We start from the raw sequence: 13,247 nt of genomic DNA on the forward strand, positions 1-13,247 counted from the left end.
GCCTCAGTGACGGCGGATCAGCAGCGCACGGATTTGCTGCGCGGTCTCGCCGTCGACTTCCGCGAGCATCCGCACCTTGCCGGCTACCAGCGCCGCCAGCGGCGCTCCGTCTCGATAGAGCAGGCGGTTGCCGGTCACCGCCGGCACCCGTTCGCCGGGTAGCAGGCCGCCGACCAGGTTCAACGGATCGACTGCCGACACCACCAGCATCGCCCCATCCGGCGGTCGCTTGCGCACCTCGCGCAACAGGCCGACCGCTTCCGCCAAGGCGAACTGCTCGCCGGCCAGGCCGGCGATGAAGCGCCCGCCGCGAATCTCGCCGCGCGCTTCCAGGCGATGGTAGACGCGCAGCAACTCGCGCCACGGCGGCAGCCAGTCGGCCTCGCGCTCCAGCAGGCGCCAGGCGACCACCCCATAGCGCCGCAGCAAGGTCCGGGCGACATGTTCGAGAACCTCCGCCGGCAAACGCTGCCCCGCCTCTTCCGCCTTCGCCCGGCGCAGCGGCGCCCAGCGCCCGGCGTCCTGCATGCCGCCCGGCAGGCCGCGCGAGCGGCGCTCCTGGCGGCTGCGCTTGTCCGCCGGCATCAGCAGGGTGCGCAGCCCGGCGAAGCTGTCGGCGTTGACCCGGCCGACCGAGACCAGCTCGCCGAGGGCGTTCTCCAGCTCGCTGCGCAGCAGGTGGGCACCCTGGCTCAGTTCGTCGAAGAACGATGCACCCTGCTCGCGCAGCACCTCCAGTACCCTGGCCGCGCGCGGCGACAGTTCCGGCTCCGGCGCGTCGCGCTGCAGGACGCTCCAGAGCCCCAGCTCGCGGCGCGGCAGGAGCACGATCGGCGCGCTGCGCAGCGGACCGCCGGCGGCCTTGCTGCGTCCGGCCAGGCGCGCCCAGACGATGCGTCCGGAACGGCACAGCTGGTCCAGCCAATGGCTGGCGTAGTCGGCCACCCGCGCTGCCAGCAGTTCGCTTTCCCAGGCGGCCGCCGCGGCCTGGAAGCCTTCCAGCTGCTCGACCACCGTAGCCAGGGACTCCGCACCCCGGCCACGGGTGCCCGGCGCCAGGCGCTGCCAGTCGAACAGGAAACGCATGAAATCGGCGCGCTCCACCGGCTCGATTTCCCGGCGCAGGCGCTTCACCGTATAGCGATGGATGCGCGCCAGCAGATGGCGTTCGCACCACTCCTCTTCCGTCGCGCCAGGACTGAAGCGGCCACGCAGCACATAGCCTTCGCGCTCCAGGGCGGCCAAGGCGTACTGCTGGTCGGCCAGGCCGATGCCCAGGTCGGCCGCCAACTGCCCGGCCGTGCGTGGCCCGAAGCCACCCAGGCGGGCGCGGGTCAGCTCCACGGTCGCCGCTTCCGCCGAGTCCGGCGGCGGATAGCCGCGAGGCGCCTGGAAAGCGTCGGGCACCTTCGCCGCGGGATGCACCAGGCGCATCGCCGGCAGGCGCTCCGCCGCCAGCCAGAGAGTGCTGCCTGCGCAGTCCAGGCGTCCGGCGCGGCGTTGCTCCGACAGTTGCGCAAGCCATTCCCCCCAGCCCGGATTGGCCTCGGCCTCGCCCGAGGTGAGGAAGCCCAGGCTGTTCAGCGCCTCATGCATCTCGTCGGCGTTGCGCGCTTCCGGCCAGGCCTCGCCACGCACCGCCTCGATCGCCTCAAGGTCCAGGGCGCCGAGGTCGTCGGCGGACTCGGGATCGCTCCAGCGGCGATTCTGTACCGCCTGGGTACGCCGCTCCTCCAGCGGCGCATCGTCGAGATAGGCGTAGGGACGCGCGGTGAGTATCTCCGCCGCCAACGCCGAAGGCGCCGGCAGGTCGCGCGCCAGCAAGTCCACCGCGCCGCTCTCCATGTCGCGCAGCAGGGCCAGCCAGCCCTCGCAATCCATCGCCTCGTGCAGGCAGTCGTCAAGGGTCTGCGCCACCAGCGGGTGATCGGGCACCTCGCGCTCGCCGACGATATTCTCCAGGCACGCCACCTGGTCGGGGAACACGCTGGCCAGCAGATCCTCGCTCTTCATCCGCAGCAGTTGCGGCGGCACCTTGCGACCGCCGGCATAGCGCGGCAAACCGAGCGAGGTGGTCAGGTTCCAGCGCCAGCGCACGCCGAACAGCGGCGCGTCGAGCACGGCCTGTACCAACAGGTGCTCGGCGCTCGCCGAATGCAGGTAGCGCCAGACCTCGTCGAGGGGAAAGCTGTGGCTGGTGGACAGCGAGAGGATGATCGCGTCCTCGGTGGCCGCCGCCTGCAGCTCGAAGTTGAAGCTGCGGCAGAAACGCTTGCGCAGCGCCAGGCCCCAGGCGCGGTTGAGGCGGCTGCCGTGGGGACTGTGGATGATCAGTTGCATGCCGCCGGATTCGTCGAAGAAGCGTTCCATCACCAGCCGCCGGCTCCCGGGCAGGCCACCCAGGGCCTGGCGGGCGCGGGCCAGGTACTCGACGATCTGCCGCGCGGCGCCATCGTCCAGCCCGAGGGTGGCGCCGAGCCAGGCGATGGCTGGCTCCAGCCGCTGCCCTTCCGGCAATGCCTGGCCTTCGCCGAGCAGCTCGTCGAGGGTGTCGCGCAGGCGCGCCACGCTGGCCGACAGCTCGTCGCTGCGCCCCGGCGCCTCACCCAGCCAGAACGGAATGTTCGGCGGCTGGCCCTGGGCGTCCTCGACCCGTACCCGTCCCGGCTCGATGCGGATGATCCGGTACGAGGTGTTGCCCAGCTGGAACACATCGCCGGCCAGGCTCTCCACCGCGAAATCTTCGTTGACCGTCCCCACCAGCAGGCCCTGCGGCTCCAGCAGCACGCTGTAGTCGCCGGTATCGGGAATGGTCCCGCCCGAGGTCAGCGCGGTCAGCCGCGCGCCACGGCGGCCACGGAGCAGGCCGTTGAGCGCATCGCGATGGAGATAGGCGCCGCGCACGCCGAGGCGTGAGTGGTAGCCCTCGGCAAGCATCCGCAGGACTTCGTCGAAGCGCTCGCGCTCCAGCCCGGCGTAGGGTTCGGCGCGGATCACCAGCCGATAGAGGTCGTCCTCGCGCCACTCCTGGCAGGCCACTTCGGCGACGATCTGCTGCGCCAGCACGTCCAGCGGCTGGCGTGGCAGCACCAGGCTGTCCAGCTCGCCACGGCGCACGCTGTCGAGCAGCGCCGCGCATTCCACCAGGTCGTCGCGGGAGGTCGGGAACAACCGGCCCTTGGGGGTGCCGCCGACACTGTGCCCGGAACGCCCGACCCGTTGCAGGAAGGCGGCGATGGAGCGCGGCGACGACAACTGGCAGACCAACTCGACGTCGCCGATATCGATGCCCAGCTCCAGCGAGGCGGTCGCCACCAGTACCTTCAATTGCCCGGCCTTGAGGCGCTGCTCGGCATCCAGGCGCAGCTCCTTGGCCAGGCTGCCGTGGTGGGCCGCCACCTGGCGGCTGCCGAGGCGTTCGGCGAGGAAGCGGGTGACCCGCTCGGCCATGCGCCGGGTGTTGACGAACACCAGGGTGGTGCGGTGCTCGCCGGCCAGGTGCGCCAGGCGGTCGTAGACCAGCTCCCAGGTGTCGTTGGACATCACCGCTTCCAGCGCCACCGGCGGTACCTCGATGCCCAGGTCGCGGGGGCGCGTATAGCCGATGTCGACGATCCGGCAGGCCGGATCGCGCGGATTGCCGCTGGCGCCGACGAGGAAGCGCGCGACCTTCTCGATCGGTTTCTGCGTGGCGGACAGCCCGATCCGCAGCAGCGGTCGCGGACACAGCGCCTGCAGGCGCTCCAGCGACAGCGCCAGGTGGCTGCCGCGCTTGCTGCCGGCCAGGGCATGGATCTCGTCGACGATCACGCTGCGCACCCCGGCAAGCATCTGCCGGCCCGACTCCGAGCCGAGCAGGATGTACAGCGATTCGGGCGTGGTGACCAGGATGTGCGGCGGGCGCTTGCGCATCGATCCGCGCTCGACCTGCGGCGTATCGCCGGTGCGCACCGCGCTACGGATATCGACGTCGGGCAGGCCGAGACGCGCCAGTTCCTCGCGGATGCCAGCCAGCGGTTGCTCCAGGTTGATGCGGATGTCGTTGGACAGCGCTTTCAGCGGCGAGACATAGACCACCTGGGTGGCATCCGCCAACTCGCCGCCGGCGGCCAGCCCCTCCACCACCAGGGCATCGATGGCGGCGAGGAAGGCGGTCAGGGTCTTGCCCGAACCGGTGGGCGCGGCGACCAGGGTCGAAAGCCCCTCGCGGATCGCCGGCCAGGCCTCGACCTGGGCCGGCGTGGGCGCGGCGAAGTGGCGTTCGAACCACTGGCGGACGGCGGGATGGAACTCCGCCAGGGGCCGCGGAGCCGGCTCGGCGCGGCGGGCGGAAGAGGATGAAATAGGCATCATGCTCCGCACTATGGTGGCGCCGCGGGCGACTCACAAGCCCCGCCGATCGCCCGTCGGGCGCAGTTTCAGAGCCCGGCGACGAAACGGTCGAAGCGCTCGGCGTGCAGCGCTTCGCTGCCGTTCTCCTCGAGCAGCCGGCGAGCCTCGGCGGCCTTCGGCGTCTCGCCGCCGATCAGGCCGAGCAGGCGCTCGCCGCGCGGCGTGAGGACGAAGTTCTCGCCATTGCCGCCCTGCTCTTCCGGACGCGGCTCGATGAAGCCGCCCTCCAGCAGGATCGCCTCGTAGTCGGCGGCCTTCTGCTTCAACGCATCCATGTCGCCGACCCGCTGCCCGGCCTGGGAGCGTTCCTCGGCCAGGCGTTCGGCATGGGCGCGCGGGGCGAAGTTCTCATGGGCGGACTGCCGGACCTCCAGCAGCAACCGTTCGACCAGATCCCAATCGTGAGTCATGGCATACCTCCTGCGGCATAAGCAACGAGGGTCCTTCGCACCCTCTCTATGCGTGCGACCCGCAACCCGCCGCGAGGGTTCGAATCGGTCGCCGTCCGGCGTTGCGGCTGAACTTTGTCGGCTCGACCGGGCTCCACCGCTCAGGACCACCCCACAGGAGTACGCCATGAAACCGCTTTTCGCCCTCGCCAGCGCCTGCGCCTTGCTGGTCGCCACGCCGGTCTTCGCCTGTTCCGAAGCGGAGGCGGAAAAGATGGGCAAGGAAGTCGCCACCAAGGTCGCCTCGATCACCCAGAAGAACCCGCAACGGGCCAGGGAACTCAACGAGCAGTTGCGCCAGCGCCAGGAAGCCCGCTCGGAACAGAACCGGCCGAGCGATTGCGATGCCTACGCGCAGATGCTCAAGGAACTGGATCAGGAAAAAGGTGACGTACAGCGCAACACTTCGCAGTGATCCGCCGGTTCGGGGTGCGGTGGCCCGGGACGGCGGGGTCCGGCGCCCGTGACGGGCGCGCCACCTACCCCGCCTGAGTCACTGAGACAGGCGCGGGCCGAACAGCACGACGCTGGCACCGACCACGCACAAGGCCACGCCCAGCCAGTCGCTCCATAGCGGCCGCGAGCGCTCGACGAAAGCCAGCCAGAACAGCGACGCGGCGACGTAGATGCCGCCATAGGCGGCATAGGCGCGGCCGGCGTAGCTGGCCTCCACGCGGGTCAGCAGCAAGGCGAACAGGGTCAGGCTGAGCAGGCCGGGCAGCACCCACAGGGCGCTCTTGCCCAGCCGCAGCCAGAGATAGAAAGCGTAGCAGCCGGCGATCTCGCAGAACGCCGCGAGGACGAACCAGAAGTAGTTGATCACCGCCGCCCGCCCTCCCGCTCCCAGGCGCAGCGGACCTGCAGGTCGCTCTCCTGGGGGGTATGGAAGCCACGCTCGGACTCCCAGCGAAAGGTATGGCTGCCGTTCACTTCGGTCTCCAGGTGGACCACCGCGCTGGCCCAGTAGAGGCGCCTGAGCAACGCCTCGAACTGCTCGACCCACAGGCTCCACTCGTACTCGATGGCCTGGTAGCTGGCACCGAAGTGGATGATCTGGGTCTGGTAGAGCCCGGCCCCGGACTGCTCGCAGCGGCTGAACATCTCGCGTCCGAGGAACGGCCAGGCCTCGCCGCCCGGCAGGCTGTCCAGCACGCGGCGGTTGGCGGCACGACGCATGCGCCGCTCCATCGAATCGCCCGGCCAGTCGCGGATGCAGCCATAGACGATGGATTCAGACTCCACAGGGGTACTCCAGAACAGAACGGACTCGCAGAGGCAGCCTTCTAGCACAGGGCGCGAGGGCGGAAAAGCAAAAAGCCTCGCAAATGAGCGAGGCTTCTTGTGGGGTCCAACGTACTTCGGCAGGCAGGCCGGTGACTCAAGCTACTCGATCGCACCGCCTTGGGCAAGCACTATCTGCGCCGCACCGCAATGGTGCAAAGCCGCGCCCCTGCTGGCCTGCAGCCATTTCCACTCAGGCCTGGCGCTGACGCTTGGCCTGCATCTTGCCGGCCATCGCGGTCATCTCGTCATAGATCGCCTGGGGATTCTGCTGCTTGATCCTCCAGGCCATCCGCGCCTGCTCGTGGGGCAGGATCAGGAAACTGCCCTTGGCCACTTCGGCGTGGATGTAGTCGGCGATGTCGGCGGCGCTGATCGGCGAACTCTCCAGCAACTTGCCGACCTGGTGCTTCATCTCGGGGCTCGGGCCGCGGAAAGAGTCCAGCAGGTTGGTCTGGAAGAACGAAGGGCAGACCACATGGACGCCGACCTCGACCAGCGCCAGCTCTACCAGCAGGCTTTCCGAAAGCGCCACCACCCCGGCCTTGGCCACGTTGTAGTTGCTCATCGCCGGGCCCTGCATCAACGCCGCCATCGAGGCGATGTTGACGATCTTGCCCTTGCTTCGCTCCAGCAACGGCAGGAAGGCCTTGCAGCCCTTGACCACGCCCATCAGGTTGATCGCGATCTGCCAGTCCCAGTCCTCCAGGGACAACTCGCCGAAGAAGCCGCCGGAGGCCACCCCGGCGTTGTTGACGATGACGTCGATGCCGCCGAACTTCTCCTCGCAGCTCTGCGCCAGCGCGGTCAGTTGACTGTAGTCGCGTACGTCGCAACGCTGGGTAAAGCCATCGCCACCCGCCTCGCGCACCAGTTTCAGGCTTTCCGCCAGGCCGGCCTCGTTGACGTCGGCCAGCGCCAGGCGCCAGCCGTCACGCGCCCAGCGCAGGGCGATTTCGCGCCCCAGCCCGGAGCCGGCACCGGTGATCATCATGCGGTTTTGCATAGGGGGTCCTGCCTTCCTGTTCGTGTGATGAAGGCCAGTGTAACCAAGGGTTTCAGCGCCCTCCGGCTAAATCAGGAAGCTGAATGCCTCGGGCAAACCCGGACATGCCGGGCCGCGCGAGGGGCTCAGGCGAGCAGCAGGACGCAGAGCTTGCCCAGGACCAGGGCGATGCCGCAGGAAACCAGCAGGTAGGAGGCGCCATCGAGACGCCGGCGGTACAACTGGGCGAAGGAACCCACGTGATGCTGCAGGACGAACATTCCCAGTGCCACCAGGATCGCCGGGATCAGGAAGACGAATTGCCAGAAGTGTTCGACCGCCAGCGTCGCTTCGCCGTCGTCCGCGAGCAGCAGGGCGCCCCCCAGCAACTGGCCCAGCAACAGCAGCCCCCCGACGCCAATACAGGCACGTCCCCAGCCGATCATCAGTCCCTCCCAGAGCGTTTCCGAGGGACCAGCATAGCCAGATGCCGCCATGCGATCTGTGCCCTGGGTCAAGCTGGGCGGCCCGCCCGGACATCCACCAGGCAATTTCATGACGCGGGTAACATCCTGCGGAAACGAGCCCCGCCCGCCGGACGGGGCCCGAGCGCCTCAGAACACGTACTGCAGGCGCATCACCAGGCCATCGCCGCTATCGTCGCCGTTGGCATTGCTGATCTTGTCGGTCTTCGCCTTGACGTAGTTGGCGGAAACCTTCACCGCCTCGTTGGCGTACCAGTTGACGCCCAGGGTATGGGTCTTGCCCTTGGCGTCGCCGACCTCGCGGGTGGCGCTGTCGACGACGATGTTGTCATCCTCGACCTTGATCGAGTCGTAGCGGTAGAACAGCTCCCAGGCGCCGATTTCCTTGTTCTCCGGCTTGATGGTGTCGAACTTGGCGCCGTCCAGCTTGTAGAGGCGCGGCTCGCCGGTGAGGGTGTAGGCCAGTTGCGCGTAATAGCCGGAGGCCTTGAGATCCTCGCGGTCGCGCTCGGCCTTGACCGTGCGCCGCAGGTACTCGGCCTGGGCCGAGAAGGCACCCAGCGCCCAGGCGCCTTCCAGGCCCCAGACCGAGTCGTCCTTCCACAGCCCCTCGACTGCCGAACTGCCGCCGAACAGACCGCGGTTGCCATTGCTGCCGGCATCGTTGCCGCCATTGGTGGAGACGCCGCGCATGCCCATGCGCGGGCGGATCCGGGTATCCACCGCGCTGTCCTCCAGGTCGCGATAGGCGTATTGCAGGCCCAGGTGCACCACGTTGCCCGGCTCGTGCAGCGGCGCGAACACGCCGCGCAGGTTGTAGCGCTTGACGCTGTCGCCGTCGGTATCGTTGTTGTTCTCGCTGAACACGCTGCCCGAGAGGAAAGCCATGCCGCCCACCACCGAGCTGGCTTGGATACCGGTACCGACGTTGTCGTTGACCCAGTCGGCGATGTCGTAGGTGAGGTTGCGCTCCAGCGCGGTGACCCATTTGGAGCTGGTGGCCTTTTCCAGGCCGAAGTCGGTGTAGAAGCGGCCGAACTTCAGGTTGACCGGGTTGAAGCCGGTATAGGTGACCGAAGCTTCGTCAAAGTAGCCGGCGCTGTCGTTGCCGACGTTGCGCGACAGGTCGTAGTTGATCTGGTACTTCCAGTCCCGGTAGACGGTGCCGCCGAACTCCAGGTAGGCGCGGCGGAAGTAGGCGGCATCGGCGGTATTGCCGTTGTTCGTGTAGTAGCCGTCGAAGCGGCCGTAGTCGGCCTGCAGGCGGCCGCCGAGCTTGAAGCTGAATTCCTTGTCGGTGGTGGCGACTTCGAGGCCGCCCTTGGTCTTGATCACGATGTCGGCACCGTCGGTGGTCACGGTCCCGGCCAGGCTCTGCGCGGAAATCGCCAGGCCCAGCAAACTCCAGGCAACACTGCTCCCCACCCCTTTGCACGAGTGTCTGCGAATCATCAGGTAAGTCCCCTGTTCGGATTTCGAATGGTCTTGAGCAGCGCGGAAACGGCCGGTTCTGTCGCCGGCCGGCGCTGCTGGAGGGGGATCATCTGGATGGGTTGTGACAGCGAGACTGCAAAGCGCGAAAGCTTTTGTGACAGGCAGCCGGATAGCGCCTGGATGAGGCCGTCGGATAAGGGCGCAGGCCTAGAGGCATCAGGTCCGGGCGACAGATGTAACAGTTTGTTTCATATATTACGGCAACCTTGCGAAGATTGCATGACTGCAATGAAAACCAAGAGTTTCTGCCGATAACCGTCTGGCTTTCGGATATTCCTGCCAGTACCTGCGGGTAGACCTGTAACGAAAGAAAGACCCGGTTGCAGGCTGCCAACATCGCCACAACCGGGTAAGGAAGCGATTAAAAAGACCTCGCCGGAGCGAGGCCGAAAACAGGAGCAGATCGTTGTCGCTTCTTAGAACACGTACTGCAAACGGGTCACGAAGCCGTCGCCGTCATCGTCGCCATTGTTGTTGGTGATCTTGTCGGTCTTCGCCTTGACGTAGGCCGCGCTGATCTTCACCGCATCGTTGACGTACCAGTTCACGCCCAGGTTGTGGGCCTTGGCCTTGGTGTCGCCGACTTCGCGAGTGGCGGTATCGGCGACCACGTTGTCGTCTTCCACCTTGATGTTGTCGTAGCGGTAGAACACTTCCCAGGCGCCGATTTCCTTGTTTTCCGGCTTGACGGAGTCGAACTTGGCACCTTCCAGCTTGTACTGGCGGGACTCGCCGGTCAGGGTGTAGGCCAGTTGCGCGTAGTAACCCTTGGCCTTGATGTCCTTGTAGGCGTTGTCATCGGCCTTCAGCTTGCGTGCCAGGTATTCGGCCTGGGCCGAGAATGGGCCCATCGCCCAGGCGCCTTCCAGGCCCCAGACGCTGTCGTCCTTGTAGGAACCGGCCGGCGAGTTGGAGACACCGCCGAAGGTCGCGCGGTTACCGTTGTCACCGGCGTCGTTGCCGCCGCTGGTGGCGATGCCGCGCATGCCCAGGCGCGGACGGATGCGCGAGTCGAAGGCGGTGTCGTCGAGGTCGCGGTAGGCATAGTTCACGCCGACATGCAGAACATTGCCGGCTTCGTGCATCGGCGCGAACACGCCGCGGAAGTTGAACTGCTTGACGCTGTCGCCGTCGCTGTCGTCGGCGTCCTTGGCGGATACGCCGGCGGACAGGTAGGCCATGTCGGCGAGGGTCGAGTTGACCTGGGCGCCCATGCCGTCCTGGTGGGTGTTGATCCAGTCGGCCAGTTCGTAGGCGGCGTTACGCTCGGGAGCGGTCACCCACTTGGAGCTGGTGGCCTTTTCCAGGCCGAAGTCGGGGTCGAAGCGACCGAACTTCAGGTTGACCGGGTTGAAGCCGGTGTAGGTGACCGAAGCTTCGTCGAAATAGCCGTTGTCGGAGCTGCCGGTGTTGTGCGACAGGTCGAAGTTGATCTGGTATTTCCAGTCCTTGTACGCGGTGCCGCCGAGTTCGATGAAGGCGCGGCGGAAGTAGGCGGCGTCGGCGGTGTTGCCATTCTTGGTATAGAAACCGTCGAAACGGCTGTAGTCGGCCTGCAGGCGACCGCCCAGCTTGAAGCTGAATTCCTTGTCGGTGGTGGCGACTTCGAGGCCACCCTTGGTCTTGATCACGATATCGGCGCCGTCGGTGGTCACGGTGCCGGCGAACGCCTGGGCAGATACGGCCAGAGCCAGAGCGCTGGCAACGAAGCCGAGCGAGTGCTTACGGATCATCGAAGATTTCCCCTTAATGGTGTGTGCATTGGCAACACGCGAGTGCCTGGCTACAGCGCGCCCCTTGTTCCGCGCTGGCCGTAAGGCGGCCCCTTTGTGTTGGGGGGAATCTTGGCGATGGCAGATTGCAGCCAAATTGCATGGAGATAAATGTTTCATTACAGAGGAACTTTTTATCTCCAATGCGAATAACGCGAAAAGCCCTCTACTACGGGCCTTTCGGGTTATTCGATATGGGTAGAAATCTCAGCGCAATTTTTGAGCAATCCAGAAGTCAGCAGAAAGCCACTTGCCGGCGCCGCCGAAGAACAGCGCGAGCAACATCACCAGGTAGGTCGCGGCGAACTCAATGCCGTTGTTGACGATGGCGAAGCTTCCGCTCGACGTCAGCCAGTCGTAGTTGCCGTATTCGCGCAGGATTTCCCGGGCTCGCGCCAGCTTCTCGCCAGCCTCCAGCACCTGGGCGTTGGCGAACGGCGCGGACGGATCGGCGATCGCCTGCCAGCCGTTCGGCCAGTGCACGGCGAAGATCGCTACCAGCATGGTCACCATCAGCGGCAGGCTGATCCAGCGCACGGCCAGGCCGCACAACAGCAACACGGCGCCACCGGCCTCGCTCAGCGCGGCGAGCCAGGCCAGCAGTTCGGGAAACGGCAGGCCGAGTCCCCAGTCGGGATTGCCGAACCACTCGATGGTGGCCGGCATGTCCGCCAGCTTCTGGCAGCCGGCCATCCAGAACACCGGCGCCAGGTACAGGCGTAGCGCCAGCGGGGCGAGGAAATCCGCTCGACGGGTGACGTCGAGGGCATGCTGTAAACGCAGGAAGACAGTCTTCATCATCACTCCAGAGCGCCCTCGCCCATGAGGATGCCCTGGGCGTGCCAGTCCTCCAGCAAGGCGAAGGCATTTTCGAAATACTCCACGTCGGCGCTCAGGCCGCAGCTTCCGGCCAACTCGCGCAACAACGGCAGCAGCGCCACCGGCGCCTCGCCCTCCTCGCTCAGGCGCTGCGCGAGGCGATAGGCGAATGGCGACAGGTGCAGGAAGCGCACCCGCTCCGCCGGATCGCGCCAGACCAGCAGGCAGGTCGGCTCGGCCGGCGGCTCCATCGGCCGATGGCTCGGCCCCAGGCGATGGACCGGCCAGCGATAGGCCAGCGGCCAGGCCAGTGGCGACCACGACCAGGCCTGCGGCAGCGTCTCGACAGGCGCCTCGGCCAGCGACAGGGCCAGCTCGACCCACTCGTAGTGAGCCAGCTCCAGCAGGAAGGGCGGATCGCCCTCCTCCGCGCGGTAGCCGTCCTGCAGCCAGCCGATGAACTCCTCGCCCAATTGGCTGAAGTACGGTGTGCGGCAGCGATGCTCGCGCATGAAGGCACGCACCAGGCGATGCCAGCGCGGCTCGTCGAACAACTGGCGCAGGACCGGGAAACCGCTGCTGATGAAACCGTCCAGGTTGTTGAAGAACAGTTCCTCGTAGATCGCCATGCGCTCCGTCGCGATGCCGGGCGGCAAGGCCTGCTGCGGATCGCGGATACGTGCGGCGAAACGCCGTTGCAAGGTCGTGTGGTTCATGTGCCGTACCCCAGGCTGCGCAGTTGCGCTTCACCGCTGCGCCGCTGCAGCTCGCGGATGCGATCGGTTTCGGCATACAGCTCGCTCAGTGGCGGGAGGTTGAAATCGCGCTCCAGCAGCGTCGGGCGTTCGCCATGGCAGGCATAGGCATGTGCCAGCAGTTCCCAGACCGGATCGCAGACCGGCGCGCCATGGGTGTCGATCTTCAGGCTGGCGCCCTGCTCGTCGTGCCCGGCCATGTGCAGGTAGGCGATCCTCCGGCTGGGCATCGCGGCGATGTAGGCGTGGGCGTCGAAACCGAAGTTGCAGGCGTTGACGTAGACGTTGTTGACGTCCAGCAGCAATTGGCAATCGGCTTCCTCCAGTACCGCGCGGACGAAATCGACCTCTTCCAGCTCGCCCGGCAAGCGCGCATACGCCGAGACGTTCTCGACGATCAACGGCCGCTCGAGGACGTCCTGTACCACCCGGACCCGTTCGGCGACCCGGCGCACCGATTCGTCGCTGAACGGTAGCGGCATCAGGTCGTAGAGCTGGCCGTCGTCGGCGCAGGCCGACAGGTGCTCGCTGTAGGCACGGATGTCATGCTGCTCGATGAAACCCTTGATCGCGCGCAGCAACGACATGTCCAGCGGGGCGTAGCCGCCGAGGTTGAGAGACAGACCATGGCAGAGGAACGGCAGGCGCTCGGTCAGCTCGCGGAACTGGCGGCCGAGACGGCCGCCGATGCCGATCCAGTTCTCCGGGGCGACCTCGAGGAAGTCGACCCGGACCTCATCGCCGGCGCCGAGCGGCTCCAGCAGCGCGCGACGCAGGCCTAGCCCGGCGCCGCTGACGAATTCCCGTTGCATGGT

The 13,247-nt window shown here is 66.8% G+C and carries 12 protein-coding genes; 1 reads left to right on the top strand and 11 read right to left on the bottom strand.

Annotated features, from left to right (window positions below; all coding sequences use genetic code 11):
* Positions 1-3 precede the first annotated feature (3 nt).
* Positions 4-4,350 (bottom strand): DEAD/DEAH box helicase, encoded by a 4,347-nt coding sequence (locus HMPREF1224_RS18710; RefSeq protein ID WP_010793246.1) that lies wholly within the window; start codon positions 4,348-4,350, stop codon positions 4-6.
* Between the two features lie 68 nt (positions 4,351-4,418).
* Positions 4,419-4,802, bottom strand: a complete 384-nt coding sequence (locus HMPREF1224_RS18715) for a hypothetical protein (protein WP_003091614.1) — start codon at positions 4,800-4,802, stop codon at positions 4,419-4,421.
* 166 nt (positions 4,803-4,968) lie between these two features.
* Here HMPREF1224_RS18715 and HMPREF1224_RS18720 point away from each other — a divergent pair, with 166 nt between their 5' ends.
* Positions 4,969-5,256: a hypothetical protein gene (locus tag HMPREF1224_RS18720; RefSeq protein ID WP_003091615.1), complete on the top strand. Its 288-nt coding sequence runs from the start codon at positions 4,969-4,971 to the stop codon at positions 5,254-5,256.
* A gap of 78 nt (positions 5,257-5,334) precedes the next feature.
* Here HMPREF1224_RS18720 and HMPREF1224_RS18725 read toward each other — a convergent pair whose 3' ends face one another.
* The 9 genes from HMPREF1224_RS18725 to HMPREF1224_RS18765 form a co-directional block, all read right to left on the bottom strand.
* Complete coding sequence (locus HMPREF1224_RS18725; protein WP_003111657.1) at positions 5,335-5,664, bottom strand: YnfA family protein; 330 nt, start codon at positions 5,662-5,664, stop codon at positions 5,335-5,337.
* The gene (locus tag HMPREF1224_RS18730) at positions 5,661-6,083 is read right to left on the bottom strand and encodes a hypothetical protein (protein ID WP_003091617.1); all 423 of its coding nucleotides are present in this window, start codon (positions 6,081-6,083) and stop codon (positions 5,661-5,663) included. Before HMPREF1224_RS18730 ends, HMPREF1224_RS18725 begins: the two co-directional genes overlap by 4 nt.
* A 232-nt stretch (positions 6,084-6,315) precedes the next feature.
* The gene (locus tag HMPREF1224_RS18735) at positions 6,316-7,128 is read right to left on the bottom strand and encodes an SDR family oxidoreductase (RefSeq protein WP_003091619.1); all 813 of its coding nucleotides are present in this window, start codon (positions 7,126-7,128) and stop codon (positions 6,316-6,318) included.
* A 125-nt stretch (positions 7,129-7,253) separates the two neighbouring features.
* A complete protein-coding gene (locus tag HMPREF1224_RS18740; protein ID WP_003091621.1) occupies positions 7,254-7,553 on the bottom strand; it encodes a hypothetical protein in 300 nt (99 codons plus the stop codon).
* 168 nt (positions 7,554-7,721) lie between these two features.
* Positions 7,722-9,044: an outer membrane porin OprP gene (gene oprP / locus HMPREF1224_RS18745; protein ID WP_003122437.1), complete on the bottom strand. Its 1,323-nt coding sequence runs from the start codon at positions 9,042-9,044 to the stop codon at positions 7,722-7,724.
* Positions 9,045-9,502: 458 nt separating this feature from the next.
* Positions 9,503-10,819, bottom strand: coding sequence for an outer membrane porin OprO (gene oprO, locus HMPREF1224_RS18750; protein ID WP_003104423.1), 1,317 nt, complete (start codon positions 10,817-10,819; stop codon positions 9,503-9,505).
* Positions 10,820-11,065: 246 nt separating this feature from the next.
* Entirely contained in the window at positions 11,066-11,656 is a 591-nt protein-coding gene (locus HMPREF1224_RS18755; protein ID WP_003119673.1) for an HvfX family Cu-binding RiPP maturation protein, read from the bottom strand.
* A gap of 2 nt (positions 11,657-11,658) precedes the next feature.
* Entirely contained in the window at positions 11,659-12,393 is a 735-nt protein-coding gene (locus HMPREF1224_RS18760; RefSeq protein ID WP_003114075.1) for an HvfC family RiPP maturation protein, read from the bottom strand.
* Positions 12,390-13,244 carry an HvfB family MNIO-type RiPP peptide maturase gene (locus HMPREF1224_RS18765; RefSeq protein WP_003104429.1) on the bottom strand — a complete coding sequence of 285 codons (855 nt, stop codon included), beginning with the start codon at positions 13,242-13,244 and terminating at the stop codon, positions 12,390-12,392. The genes HMPREF1224_RS18760 and HMPREF1224_RS18765 overlap by 4 nt, the downstream gene beginning before the upstream one ends.
* Positions 13,245-13,247 lie beyond the last annotated feature (3 nt).

Source organism: Pseudomonas sp. P179, assembly GCF_000478485.2.
GTDB classification, from domain to species: Bacteria; Pseudomonadota; Gammaproteobacteria; order Pseudomonadales; family Pseudomonadaceae; genus Pseudomonas; species Pseudomonas aeruginosa.

What these genes read in the sequence shown, in the direction of transcription:
- HMPREF1224_RS18710 (WP_010793246.1), bottom strand. Translation starts at nt 4,350, where the DNA reads ATGCCTATTTCATCCTCTTCCGCCCGCCGCGCCGAGCCGGCTCCGCGG.
- HMPREF1224_RS18715 (WP_003091614.1), bottom strand. Translation starts at nt 4,802, where the DNA reads ATGACTCACGATTGGGATCTGGTCGAACGGTTGCTGCTGGAGGTCCGG.
- HMPREF1224_RS18720 (WP_003091615.1), top strand. Translation starts at nt 4,969, where the DNA reads ATGAAACCGCTTTTCGCCCTCGCCAGCGCCTGCGCCTTGCTGGTCGCC.
- HMPREF1224_RS18735 (WP_003091619.1), bottom strand. Translation starts at nt 7,128, where the DNA reads ATGCAAAACCGCATGATGATCACCGGTGCCGGCTCCGGGCTGGGGCGC.
- HMPREF1224_RS18740 (WP_003091621.1), bottom strand. Translation starts at nt 7,553, where the DNA reads ATGATCGGCTGGGGACGTGCCTGTATTGGCGTCGGGGGGCTGCTGTTG.
- oprP (WP_003122437.1), bottom strand. Translation starts at nt 9,044, where the DNA reads ATGATTCGCAGACACTCGTGCAAAGGGGTGGGGAGCAGTGTTGCCTGG.
- oprO (WP_003104423.1), bottom strand. Translation starts at nt 10,819, where the DNA reads ATGATCCGTAAGCACTCGCTCGGCTTCGTTGCCAGCGCTCTGGCTCTG.
- HMPREF1224_RS18755 (WP_003119673.1), bottom strand. Translation starts at nt 11,656, where the DNA reads ATGAAGACTGTCTTCCTGCGTTTACAGCATGCCCTCGACGTCACCCGT.
- HMPREF1224_RS18760 (WP_003114075.1), bottom strand. Translation starts at nt 12,393, where the DNA reads ATGAACCACACGACCTTGCAACGGCGTTTCGCCGCACGTATCCGCGAT.
- HMPREF1224_RS18765 (WP_003104429.1), bottom strand. Translation starts at nt 13,244, where the DNA reads ATGCAACGGGAATTCGTCAGCGGCGCCGGGCTAGGCCTGCGTCGCGCG.